The sequence below is a fragment of the Pseudarthrobacter sp. As-47 genome (assembly GCF_058215595.1).
Genome location: NZ_CM177088.1, coordinates 284664 through 310984, shown reverse-complemented (window position 1 = coordinate 310984; position 26321 = coordinate 284664). Strand labels below are relative to the sequence as shown.

General features: G+C 67.2%; 25 protein-coding genes. 14 read left to right on the top strand and 11 right to left on the bottom strand.

The features are described 5' to 3' along the window. Nucleotides 1-34: 34 nt before the first annotated feature. The 5 genes from AC4BCK_RS01470 to purU are packed head-to-tail and all read left to right on the top strand — an operon-like array spanning nt 35 to nt 6307. Nucleotides 35-460, top strand: a complete 426-nt coding sequence (locus AC4BCK_RS01470; RefSeq protein WP_174179693.1) for a sarcosine oxidase subunit delta — start codon at nt 35-37, stop codon at nt 458-460. Beyond that, a complete protein-coding gene (locus tag AC4BCK_RS01465) occupies nt 457-3402 on the top strand; it encodes a sarcosine oxidase subunit alpha family protein (protein ID WP_490566493.1) in 2946 nt (981 codons plus the stop codon). Before AC4BCK_RS01470 ends, AC4BCK_RS01465 begins: the two co-directional genes overlap by 4 nt. Then, a complete protein-coding gene (locus AC4BCK_RS01460) occupies nt 3395-4033 on the top strand; it encodes a sarcosine oxidase subunit gamma (RefSeq protein WP_174179697.1) in 639 nt (212 codons plus the stop codon). Before AC4BCK_RS01465 ends, AC4BCK_RS01460 begins: the two co-directional genes overlap by 8 nt. Next, nucleotides 4034-5407, top strand: a complete 1374-nt coding sequence (locus AC4BCK_RS01455; RefSeq protein ID WP_174179699.1) for an L-serine ammonia-lyase — start codon at nt 4034-4036, stop codon at nt 5405-5407. A gap of 3 nt (nt 5408-5410) precedes the next feature. Next, nucleotides 5411-6307, top strand: a complete 897-nt coding sequence (gene purU / locus AC4BCK_RS01450) for a formyltetrahydrofolate deformylase (protein ID WP_174179701.1) — start codon at nt 5411-5413, stop codon at nt 6305-6307. A 149-nt stretch (nt 6308-6456) separates the two neighbouring features. Here the strand turns inward: purU and AC4BCK_RS01445 are convergent, their stop codons facing one another. Further along, nucleotides 6457-7416 carry a DUF559 domain-containing protein gene (locus AC4BCK_RS01445; protein ID WP_310110010.1) on the bottom strand — a complete coding sequence of 320 codons (960 nt, stop codon included), beginning with the start codon at nt 7414-7416 and terminating at the stop codon, nt 6457-6459. Nucleotides 7417-7602: 186 nt separating this feature from the next. Beyond that, the gene (locus tag AC4BCK_RS01440) at nt 7603-9153 is read right to left on the bottom strand and encodes a helix-turn-helix domain-containing protein (protein WP_490566492.1); all 1551 of its coding nucleotides are present in this window, start codon (nt 9151-9153) and stop codon (nt 7603-7605) included. A gap of 109 nt (nt 9154-9262) precedes the next feature. On the opposite strand from AC4BCK_RS01440, the gene AC4BCK_RS01435 reads away from it, so the two are divergent. The 4 genes from AC4BCK_RS01435 (at nt 9263) to AC4BCK_RS01420 (ending at nt 13704) form a co-directional block, all read left to right on the top strand. Continuing rightward, complete coding sequence (locus tag AC4BCK_RS01435; protein ID WP_490566491.1) at nt 9263-10795, top strand: purine-cytosine permease family protein; 1533 nt, start codon at nt 9263-9265, stop codon at nt 10793-10795. Between the two features lie 16 nt (nt 10796-10811). Then, on the top strand, nt 10812-11768 hold the full coding sequence (locus AC4BCK_RS01430) for a polysaccharide deacetylase family protein (RefSeq protein WP_174179709.1): 957 nt from the start codon (nt 10812-10814) through the stop codon (nt 11766-11768). Nucleotides 11769-11949: 181 nt separating this feature from the next. Beyond that, entirely contained in the window at nt 11950-12381 is a 432-nt protein-coding gene (locus tag AC4BCK_RS01425) for a LexA family protein (RefSeq protein ID WP_251420729.1), read from the top strand. A gap of 24 nt (nt 12382-12405) precedes the next feature. Beyond that, nucleotides 12406-13704: a Y-family DNA polymerase gene (locus AC4BCK_RS01420; protein WP_435875183.1), complete on the top strand. Its 1299-nt coding sequence runs from the start codon at nt 12406-12408 to the stop codon at nt 13702-13704. Nucleotides 13705-13757: 53 nt separating this feature from the next. Here the strand turns inward: AC4BCK_RS01420 and AC4BCK_RS01415 are convergent, their stop codons facing one another. Further along, complete coding sequence (locus tag AC4BCK_RS01415; RefSeq protein WP_251420705.1) at nt 13758-14216, bottom strand: SRPBCC family protein; 459 nt, start codon at nt 14214-14216, stop codon at nt 13758-13760. 247 nt (nt 14217-14463) lie between these two features. Between AC4BCK_RS01415 and AC4BCK_RS01410 the strand changes: the two genes are divergently transcribed. Further along, complete coding sequence (locus AC4BCK_RS01410) at nt 14464-15651, top strand: ABC transporter substrate-binding protein (protein WP_490566490.1); 1188 nt, start codon at nt 14464-14466, stop codon at nt 15649-15651. A 66-nt stretch (nt 15652-15717) separates the two neighbouring features. On the opposite strand, the gene AC4BCK_RS01405 is transcribed toward AC4BCK_RS01410, so the two are convergent. From AC4BCK_RS01405 to AC4BCK_RS01390, 4 genes are all read right to left on the bottom strand, one after another. Next, nucleotides 15718-16281 (bottom strand): DoxX family protein, encoded by a 564-nt coding sequence (locus AC4BCK_RS01405; protein WP_174179735.1) that lies wholly within the window; start codon nt 16279-16281, stop codon nt 15718-15720. A 104-nt stretch (nt 16282-16385) separates the two neighbouring features. Then, a complete protein-coding gene (locus AC4BCK_RS01400; protein WP_490566489.1) occupies nt 16386-17318 on the bottom strand; it encodes a carbohydrate kinase family protein in 933 nt (310 codons plus the stop codon). 68 nt (nt 17319-17386) lie between these two features. Then, nucleotides 17387-17962: a DUF1349 domain-containing protein gene (locus AC4BCK_RS01395; RefSeq protein WP_490566488.1), complete on the bottom strand. Its 576-nt coding sequence runs from the start codon at nt 17960-17962 to the stop codon at nt 17387-17389. Nucleotides 17963-18011: 49 nt separating this feature from the next. Beyond that, nucleotides 18012-18812, bottom strand: coding sequence for an alpha/beta hydrolase (locus tag AC4BCK_RS01390; RefSeq protein ID WP_490566487.1), 801 nt, complete (start codon nt 18810-18812; stop codon nt 18012-18014). Between the two features lie 103 nt (nt 18813-18915). On the opposite strand from AC4BCK_RS01390, the gene AC4BCK_RS01385 reads away from it, so the two are divergent. From AC4BCK_RS01385 to AC4BCK_RS01375, 3 genes are all read left to right on the top strand, one after another. After that, nucleotides 18916-19242, top strand: a complete 327-nt coding sequence (locus AC4BCK_RS01385) for a GYD domain-containing protein (protein ID WP_174179750.1) — start codon at nt 18916-18918, stop codon at nt 19240-19242. A gap of 77 nt (nt 19243-19319) precedes the next feature. Next, complete coding sequence (locus AC4BCK_RS01380) at nt 19320-20900, top strand: succinic semialdehyde dehydrogenase (protein ID WP_490566486.1); 1581 nt, start codon at nt 19320-19322, stop codon at nt 20898-20900. Between the two features lie 388 nt (nt 20901-21288). Next, nucleotides 21289-21759 carry a hypothetical protein gene (locus AC4BCK_RS01375; RefSeq protein WP_251420693.1) on the top strand — a complete coding sequence of 157 codons (471 nt, stop codon included), beginning with the start codon at nt 21289-21291 and terminating at the stop codon, nt 21757-21759. Between the two features lie 152 nt (nt 21760-21911). Here the strand turns inward: AC4BCK_RS01375 and AC4BCK_RS01370 are convergent, their stop codons facing one another. The 4 genes from AC4BCK_RS01370 to AC4BCK_RS01355 form a co-directional block, all read right to left on the bottom strand. Beyond that, complete coding sequence (locus AC4BCK_RS01370) at nt 21912-22877, bottom strand: ribokinase (RefSeq protein WP_490566485.1); 966 nt, start codon at nt 22875-22877, stop codon at nt 21912-21914. Beyond that, the gene (uriT, locus tag AC4BCK_RS01365) at nt 22874-24301 is read right to left on the bottom strand and encodes a uridine transporter UriT (RefSeq protein WP_490566484.1); all 1428 of its coding nucleotides are present in this window, start codon (nt 24299-24301) and stop codon (nt 22874-22876) included. Before uriT ends, AC4BCK_RS01370 begins: the two co-directional genes overlap by 4 nt. After that, nucleotides 24302-25366, bottom strand: a complete 1065-nt coding sequence (gene uriH, locus AC4BCK_RS01360) for a uridine-preferring nucleoside hydrolase UriH (RefSeq protein WP_366285325.1) — start codon at nt 25364-25366, stop codon at nt 24302-24304. Nucleotides 25367-25557: 191 nt separating this feature from the next. Continuing rightward, nucleotides 25558-25776 (bottom strand): hypothetical protein, encoded by a 219-nt coding sequence (locus AC4BCK_RS01355; protein WP_251420685.1) that lies wholly within the window; start codon nt 25774-25776, stop codon nt 25558-25560. Between the two features lie 149 nt (nt 25777-25925). Between AC4BCK_RS01355 and AC4BCK_RS01350 the strand changes: the two genes are divergently transcribed. After that, a complete protein-coding gene (locus tag AC4BCK_RS01350) occupies nt 25926-26294 on the top strand; it encodes a VOC family protein (protein ID WP_174179765.1) in 369 nt (122 codons plus the stop codon). Nucleotides 26295-26321: the final 27 nt, after the last annotated feature.

Genomic DNA, 26321 nt, shown 5'->3' with positions numbered 1-26321 from the left:
CCAGCGAACACTGCACTTTAGAAAGAAGACGCACATGCTGCTCATCTCCTGCCCCAACTGCGGCTCCCGCGACGAGACCGAATTCCACTACGGCGGCCAGGCCCACGTGCCCTACCCCGAAAACCCGAACGAGCTGACCGACCGCCAGTGGGCCGAGTACCTGTTCTACCGGGACAACACCAAGGGCGCCTTCGCCGAGCGCTGGCTGCACAGCACCGGCTGCCGCCAGTGGTTCAACATGCTCCGCGACACCGTCACCTATGACATCCAGGCCATCTACCCGATGGGCACGCCCCGGCCTGACGCTGCCGGTCAGCTGACCGTCGAAACGGGCACCGCCAGCCTCGCCCCGGACAGCACCACCACAGGGACCGCGGCCCCCAGCACGTCCGGGACGAGCATTTCCGGCACCAGCACCACACCCGCCAGCACCACTGCCCCGGAAGGAGCAACCAAGTGACTTCCCAGAACGCCCGCCTCGCTTCCGGCGGCCGCATCGACCGCACCATCTCCTGGCGTTTCACCGTGGACGGCGAGGAATTCACGGGGCACCCCGGCGACACCCTCGCCTCCGCCCTGATCGCCAACGGCCGCATCAACGCCGGCAACTCGCTCTACGAGGACCGCCCCCGCGGCATCATGTCCGCCGGTGTGGAGGAATCCAATGCGATGGTGAAGATCGCTGCGCGCTTCCCGGGCGACGTCGCCGAATCCATGCTCCCCGCCACCACCGTCACCCTGGTGGACGGCCTGAAGGCGGAACTGCTCAGCGGCCTGGGCAAGCTGGATCCCGAGGAGGACCGCGCCGAGTACGACAAGAAGTACGTCCACACCGACGTCCTGGTGGTCGGCGGCGGCCCCGCCGGCCTGGCCGCAGCCCGCGAAGCCGTCCGCACCGGCGCCCGCGTGATGCTGCTGGACGACCAGCCCGAGCTGGGCGGGTCCCTCCTGTCCGGGTCAACGGCACCGGAACTCGTTGAGACCATCGAAGGCAAGCCCGCCCTGGAATGGGTGGCGGACGTCGAAGCCGAGCTCGTTTCAGGCGCCGAATCCACCGTCCTGAACCGCACCACGGCCTTCGGCGCCTACGACGCCAACTACGTGATCGCCGTCCAGAACCGCACGGACCACCTGTCCTCCCCTGCCGCGTCCGGAGTATCCCGGCAGCGGATTTGGCACATCCGTGCCAACCAGGTGGTCCTGGCGCCGGGCGCCCACGAGCGTCCCCTGGTGTTCGAGAACAACGACCGCCCGGGCATCATCCTCGCCTCGGCCGTCCGCACCTACCTGAACCGCTACGGGGTGGCCGCCGGCCGCCGCGTGGTCATCAGCACCACCAATGACAGCGCCTACGCCGTGGCCGCGGACCTCCGCGCCGCGGGCGTCAAGGTTGCCGCCGTGGTGGACGCCCGCCCGCAGCTCACCGCCGTGGCTGCTGCCGCCGTCGAGTCCGGCACCCGCGTGCTGATCGGCAGCGCCGTGGCCAACACGTCCTCGCAGTCAGCAGACGGCCGCGTGGACGGCGTCACCGTCCGCAGCATTAACGACGACGGCGAGCTCACCTCGGGCGTCGAACAGATCGCCTGCGACCTGCTGGCTGTCTCCGGCGGCTGGAGCCCGCTGGTGCACCTGCACTCCCAGCGGCAGGGCAAGCTGCGCTGGGACGACGAGCTGGCCGCCTTCGTGCCGAGCACCGTGGTCCCCAACCAGCAGACCATCGGCTCGGGCCGCGGCAGCTTCGACCTGGCCGACTGCCTGGCCGAGGGCATCTCCGCCGGTGCAGCCGCAGCCATCGCTGCCGGGTTCGCGTCCGCCGTCGCTCCTCTCGTCCTGGCGGAGCCGAAGGCTTCAGCCCCCACCCGCCAGCTGTGGCTGGTCCCCGGCGAGACGGGAACCCCGGACGACTGGCACCAGCACTACGTGGACTTCCAGCGCGACCAGTCCGTGGCTGACGTGCTGCGGTCCACGGGGGCCGGCATGCGCTCGGTGGAGCACATCAAGCGCTACACCTCCATCAGCACCGCCAACGACCAGGGCAAGACCTCCGGCGTCAACGCGATCGGCGTCATCGCCGCCGCGCTGCGCACCGCAGGAGAAGCCTCCCGCGGCATCGGCGACATCGGCACCACCACGTACCGCGCACCGTTCACGCCCGTGGCCTTCGCGGCACTGGCCGGACGCCAGCGCGGCGAGCTGTTCGATCCCGCCCGCAAGACGTCCATCCACCCGTGGCACGTGGCCAAGGGTGCCCTGTTCGAAGATGTAGGGCAGTGGAAGCGGCCCTGGTACTACCCGCAGGACGGGGAAGACATGGACACGGCCGTGCTGCGCGAGTGCGCCGCCGTCCGCGAATCCGTGGGCTTCATGGACGCCACCACCCTGGGCAAGATCGAAATCCGCGGCAAGGACGCCGGTGAATTCCTCAACCGGATCTACACCAACGCGTTCAAGAAGCTCGCCCCGGGTTCCGCCCGCTATGGCGTGATGTGCATGGCTGACGGCATGATCTTCGACGACGGCGTGACCCTGCGCCTGGACGACGACACCTACTTCATGACCACCACCACCGGCGGCGCCGCGAAGGTGCTGGACTGGCTGGAGGAATGGCTGCAGACCGAATGGCCGGACCTGGACGTCCACTGCACCTCGGTGACCGAACAGTGGTCCACCATTGCCGTCGTCGGGCCCAAGTCCCGCGCAGTCCTTGCCAAGGTGGCCCCGGAACTGGCGGCCAACGGCGGGCTGGAAGCCGAGGCCTTCCCGTTCATGACGTTCCGCGAAACCACCCTGGCCTCCGGCGTCCGCGCCCGGGTCTGCCGGATCTCCTTCTCCGGTGAACTGGCCTACGAGATCAACGTTCCGTCCTGGTACGGGCTGAACACCTGGGAGGCCGTGGCGGCTGCCGGCGCCGAATTCAACATCACCCCGTACGGCACCGAAACCATGCACGTGCTCCGCGCCGAGAAGGGCTACCCGATCGTCGGCCAGGACACGGACGGCACGGTCACCCCGCAGGACGCCGGCATGGAATGGATCGTCTCCAAGGCCAAGGACTTCATCGGCAAGCGCTCCTACTCCCGGGCCGACGGCCAGCGCGAGGACCGCAAGCACCTGGTGAGCGTGCTGCCGGTGGACGGGAGGCTGCGGCTGCCGGAAGGCACCCAGCTCGTGGAGAAGGGCCGTTCCACCAACCCTGCCTACGGGCCGGTCCCGATGGAAGGCTTCGTCACCTCCAGCTACCACAGCGCGGCGCTCGGCAGGTCCTTTGGCCTGGCCCTGATCAAGAACGGCCGCAACCGCATCGGCGAAACCCTGACTGCCGCCGCCGGCGACCAGCTGGTGGACGTCGTCGTCGCCGAAACCGTACTTTTTGACCCCGAAGGGACCCGCAAAGATGGCTGAAACAGCAGCACCCGCAACCTCCTACGAGAAGAACCTCTCACTCCGGGTCAGCCCCGCCGCCCAGCTCCGCGCAGACTTTGAAACCGGCTCCGTCCGGGGCGTGGTGGAGATCAGCGAAGTGGCTTTCCTGACCATGGTGGGCCTCCGGGTCAACCGGGACAGCGACGCCGGACAGCGCGTCGCCGCTGTCACCGGCGGCCTGCCCGCCACGTGCGGCAGCGTCACCGGAACCGGGGACTCCTCCGTGCTGTGGCTTGGCCCGGAAGAGTTCCTGGTGGTGGCACCACGGGAAGCCCACGAATCCCTGGGCGGCGGCCTGATCCAGGCGCTCCGCGAAGCCCTGGGGGACGGCGCCGGCCAGGTGGTGGACCTCTCCGCGAACCGCACCACGTTCGAGCTCACCGGGCCGCGGGCCCGGGCCGTCCTGGAGAAGGGCTGCTCGCTGGACCTGCACCCGCGCGTGCTGAAAGCCGGCACGGCGCTTTCCACGGAGGTGGGCAACATCCCCGTGGTGCTGTGGAAGACCGGCGAGGAGACGTTCCGGCTCTTCCCCCGCGCGTCGTTCGCTGATTTCCTGGGCCGCTGGCTGCTCGACGCAATGCGCGAGTATGCCTCGCCTGAGGTCCCCTAAATGGCCCTCAGCGTCCTGGACCTGTTCTCCGTTGGCATCGGGCCGTCGTCGTCACACACGGTCGGCCCGATGCGGGCAGCAAAGCTGTTCGCCGACGGACTCAAGGGTGACGGACACCTGAGCTCCACCCGGCGCGTACAGGCTGAACTGTTCGGCTCGCTGGGCGCCACCGGGCGGGGCCACGGCTCGGACAAGGCCGTGGTCCTGGGCCTCAAGGGCCTGGACCCCGAAACCGTGGACACTTTCACGGCCGACGACCAGGTGGCCGCAGCCGCGCTGGACGCCGAACTGTGGATCGGCGGGGACCACCGGGTGGACTTCAACTGGGACGAGGACGTGGTGCTGCACCGGCGCAAGTCCCTCCCGGCCCACCCCAACGGCATGACCTTCCGCGCCCTGGACCATGCCGGGTCAGTCCTCAGCGAACGGAGCTTCTATTCGATTGGGGGCGGCTTTGTTGTTGACGGGGACGCCGACGCCGGAGACAGGGTGGTGGCGGACTCCACCGTCCTGCCTTACCCGTTCACCACGGCGGACGAGCTCCTGGAGATCTGCCAACGCGAGGGGATGTCCATCTCGGACGTCATGCTCGCCAATGAACTGACCTGGCGGCCCGAAGCGGAGCTCCGGGAGAAGCTGCTGGGGCTGTGGGCGGTCATGCGCGAATGCGTGGACAACGGCTGCGCCGCGGAAGGCATCCTTCCGGGCGGGCTCAACGTCCGCCGCCGCGCGCCGTCGTTGTTCCAGACCCTGACGGCGGACACCGGCGTGACCGATCCGCTCCGGGCCATGGAATGGGTGAACCTGTTCGCGCTGGCCGTGAACGAGGAAAACGCCGCCGGCGGGCGCATCGTCACGGCGCCCACCAACGGCGCGGCGGGCATCGTCCCGGCGGTGCTGCACTACTACGTGAAGTTTGTCCCCGGCGCCAACGACGACGGCGTGGTCCGCTTCCTGCTGGCGGCGGCCGCCGTCGGAATCCTGTTCAAGATCAACGCCTCCATCTCCGGTGCCGAGGTGGGCTGCCAGGGCGAGGTGGGCTCCGCCTGCTCCATGGCCGCCGCCGGGCTCTGCGAGGTCCTGGGCGGCACGCCCGCCCAGGTGGAGAACGCCGCCGAGGTGGGCATTGAACACAACCTCGGCCTGACGTGCGACCCCGTGGGCGGGCTGGTGCAGATCCCCTGCATCGAACGCAACGCGATCGCCAGCGTCAAGGCCATCAACGCCGCCCGCCTTGCCCTGCACGGCGACGGCAGCCACAAGGTGTCCCTGGACAAAGCCATCAAGACGATGCGCGAAACCGGAGCCGACATGAAAACCAAGTACAAGGAAACCTCCCGAGGAGGACTCGCCGTGAATGTGATCGAGTGCTGAACCATGACCGCCATTGAGACTGAAACTTCCCTGTCCGCGCCGGTGACCACCGTGGAGCATGTCCTCACGCTGGACTGCAGCGAGTCGCCGGGCATCGTCCACGCCGTGTCCGGCTTCCTGCTGGAGCACGGCTGCGACATCATCGACAACCAGCAGTTCGGTGAGCGTTCCGAAGGGCACTTCTTCATGCGGGTGCATTTTGCGTCCGACGGCGATGCCTCCACCGCGGACACGCTGCGGGCCGCTTTTGGGCCGGTTGCGGAGCGTTTTGGGATGCGCTGGCGCCTGGAGCCGCACGGCTCAAAGCGGCGGGTGCTGATCATGGTGTCCAAGTTCGGGCACTGCCTTAACGACCTGCTGTTCCGCGCGCGGATCGGCGAACTGCCCGTGGACGTGGTGGCCGTGGTGTCCAACCACACCGACCACCAGGCTCTGGTGGAGTGGCACGGGATCCCGTTCTTCCATGTGCCGGTCACGGCTGATACCAAGCCTGAGGCAGAGGCGCGGCTGCTGGAGCTGGTGGACGAGTTCGATGTGGAGCTTGTGGTGCTGGCCCGGTACATGCAGGTGCTCAGCGACAACCTGACCCGGAAGCTGGACGGGAAGGCGATCAACATCCACCACTCGTTCCTGCCCAGTTTCAAGGGCGCCAAGCCGTACCACCAGGCGTACGCGCGCGGGGTCAAGACCGTGGGTGCCACCGCGCACTACGTCAACAGCGAGCTGGATGAGGGACCCATCATCTCCCAGCAGACCGTGGAGGTGGACCACACCTACGGGCCCGAGGACCTGGTGGCCGCCGGCCGTGACACCGAGTGCAAGGCCCTGTCCAACGCGGTGCGGTGGCACTGCGAGGGCCGGGTCATCCTGCAGGGCAACCGCACGGTGGTCCTCCGGTAGCCCCCTGCGACGCTCTCTCACCTAACGCCGGCTTTTGCGTGACGCTCTCTCACCTGATGCGGGTTTTTACGTGGCGCTCTCTCACCCTGGTGAGGGGGCGCCACGGCCTTAAGCACCGCCGTCGTCATTGCCCAGAAGTCCCTTGATGCTCAGGCCCCGCCGGCAAACCCCGACGCCTGGGGGTGGTCAAGCCAACCGTTCCGGAGTGCCCGTTTGATCCCCTGCACTGCGCGCTGAAACTCGTCAGCAAGATCGTCCCTATCAAAGATGAGAACCGTCCAGCCGGCTGATTCGAAGGCCTTGTCCCGTCTCCTGTCGCTCAGGATCTGTGCGTCACCGAGGTGATGGTCGCCGTCGTACTGGATCGCAACGCGGCGATGACGGTAGCCGAGATCGGCCGACGGCGACCGCGCGTCTCCGGTGCGCAACGGCACCTGGAGTTCGGGCTCCGGGAGCCCGGCGTCGGCGATTGCCAAGCGAAGGAGCGATTCGGGCGCGGAGTCAGCCCCCACCCGCATCAGATCCAGCGCTTCACGGGCGCGGACGATGCCCTGGAGGTTCGGGTGGCGGGCTACAAGCGCGCGAAGGCCCGCTATGGTGTCGTAGGGCTGTGCCCTTCCCTCGAAATCCATCCGTGGCATGCGGATGAGTTGGTCCCCCATGCTCACCAGGTCGTGGAGCGGCAGGACGCGTGCCACATCAAGCCACGTGCGGGACCGGGTGCTCAGGCGGATGCCGTCGACAAGTTCAGTCTCATCCTCACGTGCCAGCACGGTATGGCCGATCACGCCCTTCCGGCGGACCGATGGCAGCGACCTCGGCTTGCTCAGATGCAGCTCTGACGAATCCGCCAGCCATGGCGGCAGCAGTTGGCATCGAAGCCGTGCCGCGGTCACATGCGAGATCCAGGCTCCCGGCGACGCCGCGGACAACGCCCTGGCCGCGCCTTCCAGGTCAAAATCCCAGCCCGCCGGACGGTAGAGGCCGCGGCCCACATTGATCACGTCCTTGCGGCGTAGCCTGCTTAACGGGACGCCGGAAGCCATGGCTGAGGTGAAGGTGAAGGGAGCCGCTGCCAACGGCAGGGGCAGGGAATCCTGCTTTTGCATGCTGGCATTCTGCCCCGATCCGGCTGAAGGCTGCAGAAGTTATCCACAGGCCTGCGGTTGGGCCGGCCAAGGGTGAGAGAGCGTCCGCCCAAAACGCGCATTAACTGCGAGAGGGTTTCCCGGAACCCGACGTTAGGTGAGAGAGGATCGCCGGGGAGTGGGCATTAAGGAAGAGAGGGTTGGGGCCTAGTCGGAGTGCAGGGCGGCGAGGCGGCTGGCCAGGTGGAGGGCGGCGAGGCGGCCGGTGCTGCGAGGGTCGCCGCCGCACAGGGAGAAGATCCGTTGCAGCCGCTGGTGCATGGACTGCCGCTCCAGGTGCAGCTCCCGCGCAGCCTGTGCGGTATTGCAGCCGGAGTCCAGCCATACCCGCAGCGTCTCGGCCAGCTGCGAGCGGCGCTGCGCATCGTAGTCAAGGACGGACCCCAACTGCTGGCGGACAAAGTCCTCGCGCCTGGCCGCATCCAGGGCATGGAAGGCCATCCGTTCCACCGCAAACGCCTCCGCGTCGAGCGCCCCACCGGCCAGCCGCGCCCCGGACGGGCGCAGCTCATCACGGGCTCCAATATCCAGCGTCAGCCGCGCCTCTGCCAGCGACCAGGGCGCTGCCGAAATCCCGGCGGCCACCGGGCCTACCGCGCTGATGCTGCCCTCGGGCAGCTCGAGCGTCCGGAGCCCGGCCAGGATCTCACTCCGGTCCTCCTGCGCCTTACCGGTCCGCAACGCCGCAAGCGCCAGCAGCTCCTCGTTATCCGCATAGCTCGCACTGTGCCGGCCCACCCGGTCCAGCAGCTGTTCCACGGTGGTTCGGAGCTGCCGGGAGCCGGGGGAACGGACCACAACCGCCACCAGCTGCGCGGCCGGGGGGATCCCCGCAGCCGGTGCGAGCTGCTGGAGCCGCCAGTTCTGCGTACCGGAATCAACGGCGCGGATCAGCGCGGCACCCGCCATCTCCTTCAGGCCGGGCGGCATGCGCTGCAGCAGGGCCAGCGCCAGAATGTCCACTGAGCGGTTCCCGGCAATCCTTGCCAGGTTCACATCGCCTCCCTCCAGTGTGTGAAGGCTTAGTCGCGCCGACGGTATGCCCCGCACGGACACATCAATATGGGTAGTGCGTGCCCGGTCCTGGTCGGCGTCCCCCGCCGGAGCAGGCCCGGCATCCGCGGCATGGCCGGCAGGCAGTGCGCTTGCCAGCGGAGCACCCGCGTTGGATGTCAGGACAACTTCCGCGCCGGTGGCGTCGGCGAGGACGGCCAGGATCCGGTCGAGGCTGCCGCCGTGGGCCAGCTCCACCGCCATGGCATGGCTTGCCCGGTCAGCCTGCTGCAGGTGCGCGGCAGATTCGCTCACCAGCAACGAGTTGATGGCCTCCATTACGCCTACGAAGGGCACCACCTTGCGCAGCTCGATCAGGGGAAGCCCTGCGGCTTCGGCTGCTCCCACCATGGAGGACGGAATGGACGGCAGGGCCACGCCCGTCTCGATGGCCAATGCAGCTACTCCACGCTCCGCCAGCTCCCAGATGTAGCCGATGCGCCGCTTGTCCGTTGCCGCGGCCAGGGCCTGGCCGCCGGTGAGCAGCAGTTCTCCGCCGCCAAGTAACGGTGCGATGTCCAAAACTTCACTGGAGTGGATCCAGCGCAGCTGCGTTTGGGCCGCAATCGCCGCCGCCGCGCGTATTACGGGGTCCGCCGGGGTGAGGGTGGAATGTTTCAAAACATCCTGCAGCCGTATGGGCATGACACTCCGTCAAGTAGAAGGTGAATCTTCACGACACATTGTATGTGGTGGTTGTGGCATGAGCCACATAATCTGGATCTATCCCTTTCACTTACTGGAGGCTTTCCCCATGCAAGACAACCTCTCCACGAAGCAGTCTGGGCCGGCAATGGCGCCGGCCGAGGACTGCGAAGCCTGGCTCCAGCCCATTCCCGAGTCCCAGCGCACGCACAAGGTTTCAGGCCAGTTCTGGATCTGGGCCGGCGCCAACCTTGCCCCCATCAACTGGGTATTGGGCGCCCTCGGAATCCACCTGGGGCTGGGTTTCGCGGATACCGTCATCGTCCTGGTCCTCGGCAACCTGATCGGCATGCTGCTCTTTGGCTGCTTCGTCCTGCTGGGCCAGAAGACCGGCGCCACCGGCATGGTTCTGGCCCGGGCAGCCTTCGGCCGGCGCGGAAACTACCTCCCCGCAAGCATCCAGGCCCTCCTGGTGATCGGCTGGTGCGCCGTCAACACCTGGATCATCCTGGACCTGGTGATGGCGCTGTTCGTAACGCTCGGCTGGGTGGATCCCACGGCGCAGAACTACGCCTGGAAGATCGGCGTCGCAACGGCCATCATGGCCACCCAGGTGGCCATCGCCTGGTTTGGCTACAAGGCGATCGCCGCCTTTGAAAAGTGGACCGTCCCGCCCACCATCATCATTCTGGCCGTTATGTCCGCTGTTGCCTGGTTCGGCATGAAGATCGACTGGGCCTACGCCGGCCCCGCGGGCAACATCCTGGAAGGCTCCGAGCGGATCGCGGCCATGAGCGCCGTCATGACGGCCATCGGCATCGGCTGGGGCATCACCTGGTTCACGTACGCCGCCGATTACTCCCGCTTCGTCAGCACCGAGGTCCCCAAGAAGAAGGTCTACCTGGCGTCCGTCCTGGGCCAGTTCATCCCGGTCGTCTGGCTCGGCGTGCTGGGTGCGAGCCTGGCCACCAACAGCGGTGAAATCGATCCCGGGAAGCTCATCGTCCAGAACTTCGGCGTCCTCGCCCTGCCCGTCCTGCTGATGGTGCTGCACGGCCCCATCGCCACCAACATCCTGAACATCTACACCTTTTCGGTGGCCACCCAGTCACTGGACATCACCATCAGCCGCCGCAAGCTGAACCTGTTCGTCGGCGTCTTCTCGCTCATCGCCGTCGTCTTCTTCATCTTCCAGGAGGACTTCGCAGCGGTGCTGGACGCCTGGCTCATCGGACTGGTGGCCTGGGTGGCCGCCTGGGGCGGCGTGATGCTGGTGCACTACTTCTGGATCGAGAAGCGCTGGCCCGGCAACCCCGCACGGCTGTTCGACGGCGTCGGGACCAAGCGGCTGCCCGGCGTCAACTGGGCGGGAGTCACCTCCCTCCTGGTCGGCATCTTCGCCACCTGGCTGTTTATGTACGGCCTCGTTCCCGCCATGCAGGGCCCCATCGCCGTGGCCCTGGGCGGCTGGGACCTGTCCTGGCTGGCCGGCGGGCTGGCGAGCGCCACGAGCTACGCCATCCTGGGCCCGAGGGTCCACCGCAAGTTCCTCGAATCCGCTCCGGCTGCCGGCGCCGACTCCCAGCCCTCCCCGGCCCTGGCCGGAATCCCTGCCCGGCCCAGCGCCCCGGCCGGCCTCTAACCTAGGAACACCTGACATGACCATTGACGCATTCCCCGATTCCGCCCACCCGATCACCTGGCCCGAGGGCAAGCAGGCGGCAGCCTCCTTCACCTTCGACGTCGACGCCGAATCCTGCACCATCGCCCACGATCCCAAGAGCACCAGCCGGATGTCCCTGATGACCCACCAGTCCTACGGGCCCAAGGTGGCAGTCCCCCGGCTGCTGCAGATCCTCCAGCGGCAGGACATCCGTGCCACGTTCTTCGTCCCCGGCTTCACCGCCGAGTGCTATCCGGACACGGTCCGGCGCATCGTGGACGCGGGGCATGAGGTGGCCCACCACGGCTACCTGCACGAGCCCATGCAGGGTATCGACGCCGAGACGGAGGCACGTTACATCGACCGCGGCCTGGAGGCGCTGGCCAAGGCAGCCGGGGTGGAACCGGTGGGCTACCGGGCGCCGTGGTGGGAACTGAACTGGCACTCCCCGGCGCTCCTGGCGGACCGCGGCTTCCTCTACGATTCAAGCCTGCTCGACGGCGATGCCCCCTACCGCTTCAGCGTCGCCCCGGGCGACTCCCGGGACATTGTGGAGATTCCGGTGGACTGGGCGCTGGACGACTGGGAGCAGTACGCGTTCTACCCGGGCGTCACCGGCAGCGGCGTCATCGAGAGCCCGGCGAAGGTCCTGGAAATGTGGACGCTGGAGGCGGAGGCGCACCATGCGCAGGGCAGCTGCTTCGTCCTGACCAACCATCCCTTCATCTCCGGCCGGCCTTCCAAGGCTGTAGCCCTGGAACAGCTGATTGAACGGGTCAAGGGAATGGACGGCATGTGGGTGGCCACCATGGAAGAGATCGCGGAGCACACCCGGCGGACGGTTCAGGAAGTCCACACCCACGCCCGCATCCAGGTGCCCTCCTTCCCGGATACCGGGGCGAAGTTCACGCCGTCGGTGGTCCGGGAGTCACGGCCCGCCGTCGCCGGCTGACCTAACCACAACCAGACGCAGAGTGGCGCTGCCCAGCCGGGCAGCACCACTCTGCTCTTTAAGGTGGCTGCCTCACAGTGAAGCACCCGGAGGCAGGGACGCCAGATACTCCGGGGGTGGCATTGTCAGGGCCAGGGTCTACACTGAAGTAATCGAACATATATTCGAATAAAGGTGTGTTGTGGGCGTTATTATCGGTCCCCGCGTGATACATGCGGGCGCCTCGTTGTTGTCAGTGCTGATTGCCCCGGTTCCCGTCGCCGCAGGGTTTCCTTCGCCGGCGCAGGACTACTTCGATGGCCGGATCGACCTGAACGCCCACCTGATCAAGGACATCACCAGCACGTTCGTGGTCCGCGTGACAGGAGACTCCATGGAGCGCGCGGGCATCAGCGACGGTGATGAGCTGATCGTCAACAGGGCACTGGAACCCCGGGACGGCTCGGTGGTGATTGCCGTGCTGGACGGGGAGCTGACGGTGAAGCGCCTGCGCCTTACAGCCACAGGCGTGGTGCTGCAGGCGGAGAATCCAAAGTATCCGGACATCAGAGTGCCTGCCCTCTCGGAGCTGACCATCTGGGGCGTGGCCACGAGGTGCCTGCACCATGTCTAGCCGGCGGCGTCCGGGTGCCTGCCGATGAGCAAAACCGTCCCCATGCGGCAGATGCCGCAGATCGCCCACGTAGACGTGAACTGTTTCTACGCCTCGGCGGAGCGTGCCTTCGATCCCTCGCTGGAGGGCAGGCCGCTGGTGGTCCTTTCGAACAACGACGGCTGCGCCGTCACCCGCTCCCCCGAGGCGAAGGCCCTGGGCATTGCCACCGGCGAGCCGTGGTTCAAACTCGCACCCCGCGCGAAGGAATGGGGACTGGTGGCCAAATCCAGCAACTACGAGCTCTATGGCGACATCAGCGCCCGGGTCATGGAGCTGCTCGGCAGGTACTCCGCGTGGCTGGAGGTTTACAGCATCGACGAGGCCTTCCTCGGAGTGAAGGGGAAGCCGGAGCAGCTGCTGGCGCTGGGAAGGACCATGAAGAATGCCGTCCGCCGCAATGTGGGCGTGCCCGTATGCGTCGGGATCGCGCCCACCAAGACGCTGGCCAAACTGTGCAACAAATGGGCCAAGAACAACCCGGCATTCGGCGGGGTATGCCACTGGGACAGCGTTCCCGCCGCCGTGCGGGAGCAGCTGCTGGGGCGCCTGTCCGTGGAGGAAATCTGGGGCATCGCCGGCCGCCTGACCAGGCGCCTGAACGCCATCGGCATCTACACCATCCTGGACCTCACCCGCGCCGACCCCGTGGCCATCCGGGACAAGTTCTCCGTGGTCATGATGCGCACTGTCCTGGAACTCAACGGCACGCCCTGCATCCCCATGGAAGAGGAGCGCCTGGGCCGGGACCAGCTGATCTTCTCCCGTTCCTTCTCCACCCCGGTCACCACGGCGGCGGGGCTGCGGCAGGTCCTCAGCGTCTACGGCCAGAATGCGAGCGCGCGGCTGGCCAAGCACGGGCTGCAGGCGAAAGTCCTCACCGCATTCGCCGGCACCTCGCCCTTCAGCGGGCAGGAGCAGGCCTATCCGTCCGTGTGCGTCCCGTTGCCGATGCCAACCGCCGACCCGCTCCTGCTCACCAGGGCGGCGCACGCCCTGCTGCCCAACATCCGCGATGGCCTGAAGTACGTCAAAGTGGGGCTCATGCTGACGGACCTGCGGCCTACCGGCAACCAGTCCCCGCTGGAGCTGTTCGAGAACCGGCACGAGGAACGCCACATCGGCACCCTGCTGGAGGACGTGGGCAGCCGCTTCGGACGCGGCTCCATCGGCCTGGGGCACGCCGGCATCAAGTCGGGCCTGGACTGGACCATGAAACGGAACATGCGGTCCCCCAGGTACACCACCCACTGGGACGAGCTTCCGCTGGTGAAAGCTGCCTAAACGGCCGTTTGACTGAGCCGCACGGAGGTCCAGGGCCGCCGAGGGCAGCTAGGTCAGGCCCGCGCTTCGGCGAGGTCCTTGAGTTTGGCGAGGGCCACGGGCCACGTTTCGTTCAGCATGGCCGCCCAGTCCTCCACGCTCTCAACCTCGACCTCGACTTTCGTTACGCCGTCGGCTTCGGTGAACGAATAGTTTTCGTGGGCTCCGATGAATTCCTGCGCAGCATCACTGGTCGTGTCATCCACACCGCGGACGATCTGGCCGAGATACCGCAGGGACACGAACTCGTTCGGCCTGCATTCCTCAACTGTTGCGATCATCCCTCCCACGGACCCCTCACCGTCCGGGCCGAGGAATCGAATCTCGCTGCCCGTGTTCCAGTCGCCCTCATAGAAGGAACCTGTCTCGCTGAAGGCACTCGTCCATTCCCGGTAGGTGGCATCGTCGAGCATCGTGGCCCAGACTGTCCCGGCGGGAGCGTTGATATCCACCTCAAATTTCAACTTTTCCATGCCTGATCGTACGTCGGCATCAGGACCCGGAAACAGGACCCAATGACCGGCAACCTATGGGATTCATTGCCGCGGGAACACTCCTTCCGGTGCCCCGGAAAAAGACGTCCCGCGACGTTTCTTGTCGCTGTGCTACGCCTTGTTGAGCCCCCGCGACCTCCCGTGAACGCCCGCTACGGGAACGATTGTGGCGCTGCCGGTCGCTCCGTAATCTCAACTCAGCATCCGCCCCAGCAAAGGAATTCCAGTGTCAGATCCCTCGCGCCAAAGCCCCAAGAATCCGCAGGACCAGCCAGGCTCCACCCGCATCGTTGCCGGCCAGTCCGCCGCGCCCAAGCGGCCGCTCGGGCTGAAGGTGGGCATCGCCGTCGGCATCCTTGCCCTCATTGGCGGGGGCGCCGCCGTCGCCTCCGCCGTGAACGGCGGGACCCCCGCGGCAGTGCGGGAGACCGCCCCCGCCGGCAACCCCGCCGCGGAACTCAAGCTTGGATACTTCGGCAACGTCACCCACGCCCCCGCCCTGGTGGGGGTAAGCCAGGGCTACATCGCGGAGGAGCTCGGCGATACCAGGCTCAGCACCCAGGTGTTCAACGCCGGCCCGGCCGCGATCGAGGCGCTGAACGCCGGTGCCATCGATGCCACGTACATCGGCCCGAATCCCGCCATCAACTCGTTCGTGAAGAGCGGCGGCGAATCGGTAAACATCATCGCCGGCGCTGCAGCCGGCGGCGCCCAGCTGGTGGTTCGGCCGGAGATCAGCTCCGCCGCGGACCTGAGGGGCAAAACCCTTGCCTCCCCGCAGCTCGGCGGTACGCAGGACGTGGCCCTCCGCGCCTGGCTCGCGTCGCAGGGCTACAAGACCAACGTTGACGGCAGCGGCGACGTGGCCATCAACCCCACCGAGAACGCCCAGACCCTGAAGCTCTTCCAGGACGGAAAGCTCGACGGCGCGTGGCTGCCTGAGCCGTGGGCCTCACGCCTGGTGCTCACTGCCGGAGCCAAGGTCCTGGTGGACGAAAAGGACCTGTGGGACGGCTCGCTGTCCGGCAAGCCGGGCGAGTTCCCCACTACCATCCTGGTCGTCAACCAGAAGTTCGCCGCCGACCACCCGGACACCGTCAAGGCACTCCTGAAAGGCCATGTGAAGTCGGTTGAGTGGCTGAACAACGCCTCTACCGGCAACAAGGCCACTGTCATCAATGCAGCCCTCAAGGAAGCCGCCGGTGCCGAACTCAAGGCCGACGTCATTGACCGCTCCCTGAAGAACATCGTGTTCACCGTGGACCCGCTGGCAGGGACTTACCAGAAACTCCTGGCGGACGGCGTAACCGCCGGCACCACCAAGCAGGCCGACATCAACGGTATCTTCAACCTCACCGCCCTCAATGAGGTAACGGGCGGGAAGACCCCGGCTGCCGGGCTGGGGAAGGAGTAGCAGGAGCCCAATAAACGTTTAGGAAAACCCGCCCGCCGCGGGAACCACTTCCGGCGGCGGCCAGGTTCAGCCTTCCTCCGGGGCGGCACCCGCCGCCGGAGCCGCAGCGTCGCCAGCCAAGGCCTTGCGCCGGCGGGAAATCTGGATGGCGATGGCTGTGGGGATCACAGCCAAGGCAGTGATCCGCATCCACGGCCGGTCCAGGACATGACCGGTGAGGGCATCCAGGGAATAGGGCCCGGAGCCGCCGATCGTGAACGCTGCTGCTGCCAGGCCCAGCACGGCTGGGTACTCCAGACCGCCCTCGGTGGCGAAAAAACCGTTCGGTGCGTGGACACTGGCCGCGACGCCCATCGTGGTTGCCGCAGCTGCGCCGGCAGCTGGGGTGCCCAGCCCCAGCGCCAGGGCAAACCCAGCTCCGGCTTCACCTACACCAGCCAGGACGGCGCTGGGTTTCGCGGGTCGGAATCCCATGGCGTGCATGCCCTTGCTGGTGCCTTCAACGCCTCCCCCGCCAAACCAGCCGAATAGTTTCTGGGTTCCGTGAGCGACAAGCACTCCTCCCAGAGCGACCCGGAACAGGGTCTGCGCGGCGGCCGCCGCCTCGGGACTCGTTGTTACATTGCCCATACAGTCCTCCTGGGGTTGTTTGAGTCGCTGCACGGCTCGCTGTCATCACGAGTGTACGTCCGTGCAACTTCCGGGTCACGGGCGGCGACCGGACTGATCACTCCCTAGAGAATCGCATCCAGTTCAGCCCGCGTGGGCGGGTTGGCCCCGGGCCGGGAAACCGTCACCGCTGCGGCCCGGGCAGCATGTGCCAGCAGTTCAGCCAGCCCCTCGGCCGGCAGTTCGCGCAGGTCCTTCCGGTTCTGCGCACCGTCCAGGCCGCGGTCCACCAGGCCGGAGAGCAGTGCCGCCATGAACGAATCGCCCGCCCCCACGGTGTCCGCCACCTCAACCCGGGGTGCCGGCACCTTGGCTTCACCGGCATGGCACACTCCCCACGGTCCTTCGGCGCCGCGGGTGACCACCACCATCGCGGGGCCCTCGGATCCGCCCAGCGACAACCAGCGCCGTGCGGCATCCAGCACGTCCATGTCCGGGTACAGCCAGGCGAGGTCCTCATCGGAGGCCTTGACCACGTCCGCCAGGGTCACGAACTTTTCCGTATGCCGGCGCGCGTAGTCCACGTCGGTGATGATGCTTGGCCGGCAGTTGGGGTCGAAGCTGATGGTGGCGTGCGGGTGGGCGTATTCGACGGCGGCCAGCACATCGGTTGCGCCGGGCGCCAGCATGGTCGCGATGGAGCCGGTGTGCAGCAGGGTGGTGCCCTGCAGCATGAAGGCAAGCCGGTCGACGATGCCGGGAAGCTCCCAGGTGAGGTCGAACGTGTAGGTGGCGGCGCCGTCGTCGTCAATCAGGGCGGTGGCCACGCTGGTGGGCAGGTCATCGGGGCCCATTGGAACCATGACGGAGCTGGCGCGCAGGTGCGCCGCGACGGAATCGCCGTAGGCGTCGCGGCCGTACCGGCCGATGAACTGCACCGGGTGGTCAAGGCGGGCCAGGCCCACCGCCACGTTCAGCGGGCTGCCGCCCACGTGGGCTTCAATTCCCGAGGCGCGCTGGACAACGTCAACAAGGCCTTCGCCAATAACAGTGAGCATGGTCATACTCTGCCAGAAAGAGGGCAGCCAACGGCGGTCCGTGACGACGTCCGGGCCGGCGGGCGCGGTCAGTGCAGGGCGGCGTCGGGTTCCGTGGTCCTCCAGGCATGGAAGGGCACGGTCAGCCCCGCCCTGGTGGGGGCACACACGAAAGGCCCTGCGTGGGCATCCGCGGCGGGATCGAGCGGGACCAGCCGGACCAGCTGCAGGGGTCCGCCGGCTGCCTGTGCCCGGATGGTGAGCGCGTCACCGGTACGGCTGATCCGGACGAGCACCCGGCTTCCGCGCCAGGCCGGAACGGGAGCCAGGGACCAGTCGGACACGCCGTCGGTGACCACCGCCCCGAGCTGGCAGGAGCCGTCGGCAAACTCGACGCCGGCCTTGACCCACTGCCCGGCAGAAATGCGCACGAAGATCCCGGCCTGGTCGAACTGCTCGGAAAAGTCAGCGGTAAATTCCACTTCCACCGCGGAATCCGGCGGAAAAGGTGCCAGGAGGGCGTGCTCACTGTCGTGGATAAAGCCGTACGAGGTGGTTCGCCAGGCGTCGCTGCCTTCCTTGGCGGTAACCAGCAGATCCGTGCCGTGCTCGACGGCGGAAACGGGCGGGTGGGTCCAGGCACCTTGCGACCAGGGAATGTCCATGGCCGTCACTGTACTTCAGGACAACTGCGGGCTCGGCACGCTGAGCGCCTCACCGCAGCAGCTCCTGCACAAGTCCGCGGCACTTTCTGTAGGCCTGGGACCCTGGCTCGATCAGCGCATAGTGGTCCCCGGGCACCGTGACCAGCCGCGCAGGCACTGGTCCGGACTTGCCCGCCTCCACGTAGGAGGTTGACATGGCCAACGGCACGTCCTCGTCCTCCGTGGCGTGGACGGCGAAGACGGGAACATCCAGCGGGAGCGCGGCCATGGGGTCTGCGTACCGGTACCGGCCGGGGAATTTCGACGACGGCCCGCCAAGGAAATTGGCCACGGCATCATCGCTGAGGTTCAGCTTTTCCGCTTCCGCCAGGTCCAGGACGCCGGACTGGCTCACCACCCCGGTGAGGCGGACGCCGCCGTCGTTCACGTTCACCTCGCGGTGCTCGGCTTCCAGCCCCAAGTGGGGCAGCCGGTCGCGGCCCGCCGCCCACACCGCGAGGTGTCCGCCGGCGGAGTGGCCCAGCGCCACCACCTTGGCCAGGTCCAGGGCATGGGGACCGGCCAACTCCTGCAATTTGTCGATGCCCGCCAGGATGTCCCGGAACGTTTGGGGCCAGCCGCCGCCATTCCCTGCCCGGCGGTACTCCAGGTTCCAGGCCGCCATTCCGTGCGCGGCGAGATCCCCAGCCAGCGGTTCCCCCAGCTCCGCCCCGTACTTTGACCGCCAGTAGCCCCCGTGGATCACCACCGCCACACCCCGGTGGGTACCGCCGTCGGGCACCTCAGGGAGGAAGAGCTCGCCCCACTGGCTTGGGTCTTCACCGTAGTAATGCCTATGCCGCTGCACCATGTGCCGAGCGTACCGTGCAGCAAATTCCATGGCCGTTGCCGTTCGGTCCGCGCGCTGCCATTCTGGGTGGATCACCCGGGCAGGACACGGAAGGACAGGAAAAATGCCTCTGTATTTGTCAAGGTTCAGCTACACACCGGAGACCTGGGGCCGGCTGATCAACAACCCCGAAGACCGGCGGAAAGCCGCGCAGGCGTACATCGAATCGGTGGGCGGAAAGCTGCACGGATTCTGGTATGCCTTCGGCAGCCATGACGGCTACAACCTGTGGGAAGCCCCGGACAACGTCTCCATGGCAGCGGTGGCCCTCGCCATCAGCGGAGGCGGTGCGCTGAGCACGTTTGAAACCACGGTGCTGATGAGCGTGGAGGACACCATGGAAGCCCTGCAGAAAGCAGGTGAGATCAAGTACCGGCCTCCCGGCGCCTGAATTCACGGGTGCCGCCGGATCCACAGGCCCTTCTGCGGCTAGGCTCGGAAATTACATTGCCGCCAAAGGGGACCACAATGACCAGCACCACCGAGCCGGGGACCACGCCGGCAGGAACCGGCCACAAGCTTGGAGCGCCTGGCGACCTTTTCCACCTGCCGGACCTGGTGACCTGCGGACCGGGCCGGCCCGCGCAGGTTTCACATTCCCCGCTGGACGGCAGCCTGGTGGGCGCAGTCCCCGTCTGCACGCCGGATGACGTGGCGGCCGCCGTCGAAAGTGCCCGGGCAGCCCAGCGGGAGTGGGCCGCCGTTCCCCTCCGCGAGCGCCGCGCCGTCGTCGGGCGGTTCCATGCGCTGCTGCTCCAGCGGGAGGCGGAGATCCTGGACCTGGTCCAGGCGGAGAGCGGCAAGTCGCGGCTCAATGCCTTCGAGGAGCTCGCGGACGCCGCCCTGACCGCCGCCTATTACCGGCGCACGGCCGGACGCTTCCTCCGCCCGGCCCGCCGCACCGGGGCGGCTCCGGGCCTGACCCGGACGGCGGAGTACCGGATCCCCAAAGGCGTGGTGGGCATCATCAGCCCGTGGAACTACCCGCTGACCCTCGCCGTCTCGGATGCCATCCCCGCCCTGCTGGCCGGCAACGCCTGCGTCCTCAAGCCTGATTCCCAGACCCCTTTCACGGCACTGCTTGCCCTGGAACTGCTGCGGGAGGCCGGGCTTCCGCGGGACCTGTTCCAGATCGTGACCGGGGACGGGCCGACGCTGGGCCCTGCGCTGATCAGCGGCGTGGACTTCCTCATGTTCACGGGCTCCTCCGAGACCGGGAGGATCGTGGCACAGCTGTGCGCCGAACGGCTGATCGGCTTCTCGGGTGAGCTGGGCGGAAAGAACGCCACGCTGGTCCTCGCCGACGCGGACCTCGACAAGGCGGCCAGGGGTGCCGCGCAGGGCTGCTTCTCCAACTCCGGCCAGCTGTGCATCAGCATGGAACGCATCTACGTCCACCGCGCCGTCTTCGAGGACTTCCTGGCAACTTTCACTGCCCATGTGGAAGCGATCCGTTTGGGGTCCGGGCCGGGCTGGGACATCGACATGGGCTCGCTCACGGGCCAACGGCAGCTGGACCGGGTCAGCACGCATGTGGAGGACGCCCGGGCGAAGGGCGCCCGCGTGATCACCGGCGGGCGGCCCCGGCCGGACCTCGGCCCGTACTTCTACGAGCCCACCATCCTCACCGGCGTCACCGGGGAGATGGTGGTTGCGCGGGAGGAGACGTTCGGGCCCGTGGTGGCGGTCTACCAGGTGGAGGACAACGACGAAGCTGTGGCCCTGGCCAACGACTCCCACTATGGACTCAACGCCAGCGTCTGGTCCGCGCGGCACGGCCGGGACGCGGGGCGACGCCTGCTTGCCGGGACGGTCAACATTAACGACGGCTACTCCGCTGCGTGGGCGTCCCACGACGCCCCCATGGGCGGCATGAAGGATTCCGGCGTGGGGCGGCGCCACGGGAAGGAAGGCATCCTCAAGTACACGGAAGCCCAAACAGTGGCCCAGCAGCGGCTGGTTCCCGTGGGGCCTCCGCCCGGCATGACCAACCAGCGGTACACCAGGTTGGTCAAGGGTGCGCTCACGCTGATGGGACGGCTGCGCTGATGGCAGGCGGGACGCACAACCCAAAACAACGCCTGTAGCCGATACGCAACCGGCGGCGCGACTGTTTTGACCCTATTGTTACCCTCCACTGCACGGATCCCTTCAAACACGCGGATCAGCTCCTCGTGTTGTGGCGCCACCCGTACGAGCACGACTCGTTGGAATATCCATTGTGGCTTTTTTGTCGACTCCAGCGGCAAGGACGGCTACTGTATGCGGTCGCGCAAACGAAAACCCGGCCTTTGCCCCCGTGTACCGAGGGACGCAAGCAGGCTGACGAATTCGCCTTGCCCGCAACCGGATATGGTGCAAATCTGAAGGACCCGTAAAGCAGCAGGCAGTACCTCAACAGACCCAGCCGCGCTTGAAAGACCAGTCAGGACAAGACATGAGAACAGGCCCTCGATCTCAGAGACACGTCCTCACGGCGTTTCTCGCAGCCCTGGCCCTCCTGAGCCTGCCCGGATGTACTGCGGCGCCGGAGGAGGACTGGTATGCCATCGCAAACGGGGCCGACACTGATCTGGGGGACATCGAGGTACGGAGCCTGCTGCTTGTTGCCTTCGAGAAAAACGAAACCGGCCGGCTCCTGGGGACACTGTTCAACAGCTCTGATGGACCGGTAGAAGTCACCTTTTCTGACGAGGATGACAGCGTCACTATCCGAGTGGAGGGCCAATCCGATTTCGGACTCGACACCAACCCACACTTCTTTTCCTCCGTCAGCGAGATCCCCGGGTCGAGAGTGCCGGTCACCATCTCTGTAGGATCCGAGAGCACAAAGCTGGACACACCAGTACTCGGCGGAAACCTTCCCGCTTACCGCCCATACCTGCCGACAAGCACCCCATCGGCCTAATTCCGCACTGATGCCCGTCCCAGTGTCGCACCGGCCGTCTCAGTAGAAGATTGGCTGCACAGCGGGAGAGGGTGGGGGAGGCCGCAGCGACCTCCCCCACCCTCTTCGTGTTTCCTGGCGTCGCGCACGACGGCGGCGCCTGGCGTATGTCCCTAAACCCTCAGCAGACGGGCGACATCCGCCGCCTCCGGGTACGCAGCCTGCGTTCCCTTCCGGGTGGTGGCCAGGGCGGCTGCCACGGACGCGTAGGCAGCCGCTCCGGCGAGCGCGTCCCCGGCGGCCAGCCTTACGGCAACGGCACCGGTGAAGGCGTCACCCGCCCCGGTGGTATCCACGGCCTTGACCGTCGTGGGCGCAATCCGGACCACCCGGGAACCCTCGGGAGCAACCGAGTCCAGCACCACCGAGCCCTGCGAACCGAGGGTCACCAGCACCTGCCGTATCCCCCGCTCCGCAAACCGCAGGCGCACCCTGTCCCACTCGGAATCAGCAGCACCGTGCCCCGGGGCCACGGCACCGTCGCCCAGGAACAGCGCGGCCTCATGCGCGTTGACCAGCAGGACCTCGGTGAGGGCTGTCAGCTCCTCCGGTACCTCGCCGTACGGCGAGAGATTGAGCAGGACTGTTGCGCCGGCGTCGTGCCCTGCCTGTGCAGCAGCGAGCACCGTCTCCATGCCCACCTCCAGGCAAAGGCAGACGACGGCGGCCTGCTCCAGGACGTCCGAGGCCTCCGCCACGTCCGCCGGGGACAGGGTGCCGTTGGCGCCGGCCGAGATGATGATGTTGTTCTCGCCGCCGGCATCCACCGCGATGACCGCCACGCCCGTGGGCTCGGACGCTGCGCGGACGTGCCCGACGTCCACCCCGGCGCGAGCGGCGGAGGACAGCAGCATGGCGCCGTTCGGGTCCTCCCCCACCGCGCCCACGAGGCTGACGCTCCCGCCCAGCCGGCTCGCGGCAACCGCCTGGTTGGCGCTCTTCCCGCCCGGGTTCACAGCGAATCCGTTGCCGTGCACCGTCTCGCCGGGGAGCGGAAGGCGTTCGCAGTAGATGGTGAGGTCGGCATTCAGGGAGCCGACGACGACGATCCGGCCTGCCTTTTCGACGGCGGCGTTCACTCCGCCACCTCGGCTTCAACCGGCTTGGGGATCAGGAGCGAGGCGGCGAACGCTGCGATGGTGAGCGCGAGGCCGACCACCACGACGGTCAGGTAGGACGCCTTCGCATCGCCGAGGGCCGCCGTCGCCACCAGGACGGCGGGCAGCACCAGGAAGCTGAGGCCTGCGCCCAGGTTGAAGGCGCCCGCGTTCATGCCCGGCAGGAAGCCCGGGTTGCCGGCGGGTGAAAGGACAACACCGAGTCCGTTGAGCATGATGTTGACCGTACCGGCGTACATGATGCCCAGCAACACCGTGCCGGCGATCATCAGCGGCAGGCTGTTCAGGCCGAAGAACGCGATGATGGCCAGCGCCGCGATGCTGCCCAGGAGGCCGATGCGGAGCACCCTGGTGTACCCGATCCCGGGGGCGAGCCTGCCGCTGAGGGGTCCCACCGCCCAGCCGAGCAGTGCATAGGGAGTGAGAATGATGAGCGACATCTCGGTGGGTCCGATGCCGAAACCGGGGTCGGCGGCCTGGACGTAGGCGGGCACTATGCCGTTGATGACGGCGAAGATGCCGGTCATGGTCAGCGTGGTGGTGAGCAGCGGCGCCCAGGTGGAACGCTGGCGCAGGTGCACGATTTCCACCATTGGCTGGCTGGTCCGCTTTTCGGTCCGCCAGAACAGGTGGAACGCGGCGGCGGACACCAGCACCAGCGCCAGGCTCAGCATCAGGGTGCCGGAGGAGAAGGCGCCCACCAGCTTGGCGCCTTCGTTCAGGGCGGTGAGCAGCGCGCCCACGGCGACCACGATGAAGAACACGCCCAGCCAGTCCATCCGGGTGCCGGCGGCCGGCTTGCTTTCACCGGCCAGGAACGCGATCAGCGCGGTGGCAGCCAGGGCCAGCACCACCATGAGCCAGAAGATGCTGCGGAAGCCGAAGTGCTCGGCAAAGTAGCCGCCCACAAAGGAGTCCACACCGGCCACGCCGCCGTTGACGGCCGTAATCAGGCCCATGAGGGTGCCGTATTTCCGCGGGTTGCTGACCGCGGAGCGCAGCATGATGAGGCAGAGCGGAACCGTGGGGCCGCTGACGCCCTGGATGATGCGGCCCACGAAGAGCCAGGTAACGTCCGGGGCGAGGGCTGCGATGACGGACCCCACGGCCATCAGGAGCATCATGCCCACAAGGATCTTCTTGCGGCCCACGATGTCGCTCAGGCGGGGCAGGAACAGGGAGAACAGGGCGGCCGCGGTGAAGAACCACGTCTGGGAGAGGCCGATGACGGCCTGGTCCGTGTTGAGCTCCTCGCCCATGGTCACCAGGGCGGGACTGAGCATGGAGGCGTTGAGCTGGAAGGCCACGCAGGCTGCCAGCAGGGCGGCCATCAGGGCGGTGACGTTGCCCTTGGCGGTCCGGGTTTCGAGGACGGTGGCGGTCATTTACTTGACCCCTCCGGCGGTGAGGGAGGCACTTTGGCCACGTACGACGTCGGCCGCGTTCTGTGTGGTGCGGGCGTCACCGGTGAGCGGATCACCGATGCGTTCCAGCGCGTCGGTGACCAGGTTCCAGAACTTTTGGTGGTCCAGGTCCACGGCGACGCTGGTGTGGCAGTCCGCCGGCGCGGGGGCGCGGAAGTCCGCCACCGTCATGCCGAGCGTCAGCTTGCCCTGCAGCTCAATGTCCACCGGCACCTTGCGGGTGGTGACGATGCTGGGGTCGATCACGTAGGCCACGGCGCAGGGGTCGTGCACCGGCGGGTGGTCGAAGCCCTGGGCGTCCTTGTAGGTGTGGGCGAAGAAATCCATGAGTTCGGTGACGAACTTCGCCGGCCTGGTGCCGATCGCGGCGATCTTTTCCACGACGTCCGGGGTGGCGAGTGCCTGGTGGGTCAGGTCCAGGCCCACCATCACCACCGGCCACTTTTCGTTGAAGACGATGTGCGCGGCCTCGGGGTCGATGATGATGTTGAACTCGGCTACGGCACTCCAGTTGCCCACGTGGTAGCCGCCGCCCATGAGGACAACTTCCTTCACGCGCTCCACGATGCGCGGTTCCTTGCGGGCGGCGAGGGCGATGTTGGTCAGGCCGGCGGTGGGCACCAGGGTGACGGTGCCGGGCTCGTGCGCCATGACGGTATCGATGATGAGGTCCACCGCATGGCGGGGGTCCAGGTCAATGTCCGACGGCGGAAGTTCCGGGCCGTCCATGCCGCTGTCCCCATGGATGTCCGGGGCGGTTTCGATGCTCCTCACCAGGGGGCGTCCGCAGCCGGCGGCGAAGGGGACACCGGTGATGCCGGCGATGGTGCCGACGGCCAGGGCGTTGCGGGTGACCTTTTCCAGGGTCTGGTTTCCCACCACCGTTGTGACGGCCAGCAGGTCGATGTCCGGGTTGCCGTGGGCGAGCAGCAACGCCACAGCGTCGTCATGCCCGGGGTCGCAGTCAAGAATGATCTTTTTGCGGCCGGAAGATTGCCGGTCAAGGGAAGGGGCAGTGGGTTCCACGATGATCTCCACGTCGTTGGGGCCCGCGCCAGGTGTATCACTTGTTGCGCGGGGAGCTGAAGCGTTCAGGAGAGATCATGGCAGTGTTGTGGGGCACACGTCAAACGCTTGACGTAAACGCAGGTCAAGCGCTTGATGCCAGCGCCTGCGCGGAGGGGAGCTGGATGGTGTTGCTCGTGGACGGGGCCGGGTTAGTGGCGCTTCTCCTTGCCGGGCTGCCCGGCGGCCGGGTGTGCCTGGGCTTCGTGCTGTTCGTACCTCTGGCGGGCCTCCTGGAGGTGCTGTTCAAGCTTCTCCTCTGCCTCCCGCCGGCGCTGCCCAATGGTCCGGATCTCCTGGGTGGTCGGCGCAACGTGGGCGTGCTGGCGGGGGCCAAGGTCCCGCGCGGTTGCATGGCTGGTATCGCTCATACGGGCATCGTCCCACCAGAGCCCCCGGTCCGGAAGGCCTGTATGACCCCCATTTTTCGGGGTGCCGGAGAGCGCCCATTTTGCTGTCCGGCGGCCCCCTCCGCGGGGCGTGATTGCCACGCCATGCGTGGCTTTGTAGGCTCACTGCCATGCTTCCACTTGGCTTCCTGGACATTGCGTCGCTCGACCCGTCCCGCTCCGCAGCGTTCTATGAGGGTGTCCTTGGCTTCGAGACCACCACCGGAGTCCACAGCAGGTTCCGCGCCGGCAACATTGACGGCGGATTTCCTGACCTGTTGCGCGGCTTCCCGCCCGTCATTGAAGTTCTTGAGCCCGGCGACATCCTGCCCTACTTCGAGCCTGCAGACCTGGGCGCGGCGCTCGAAAGCGCCGTCCGCTTGGGCGGAAAGGTGCTCCTCCATCCCGTCGAGAGCGCACCCGGCCACTGGGTTGCCATTGTCGCCGACCCCTCCGGCGCCAAGATCGCCCTGACCCGCATCGACCGGCAGGCACAGTAACCCGCAGCCCGCCTGCTGCCTACTACG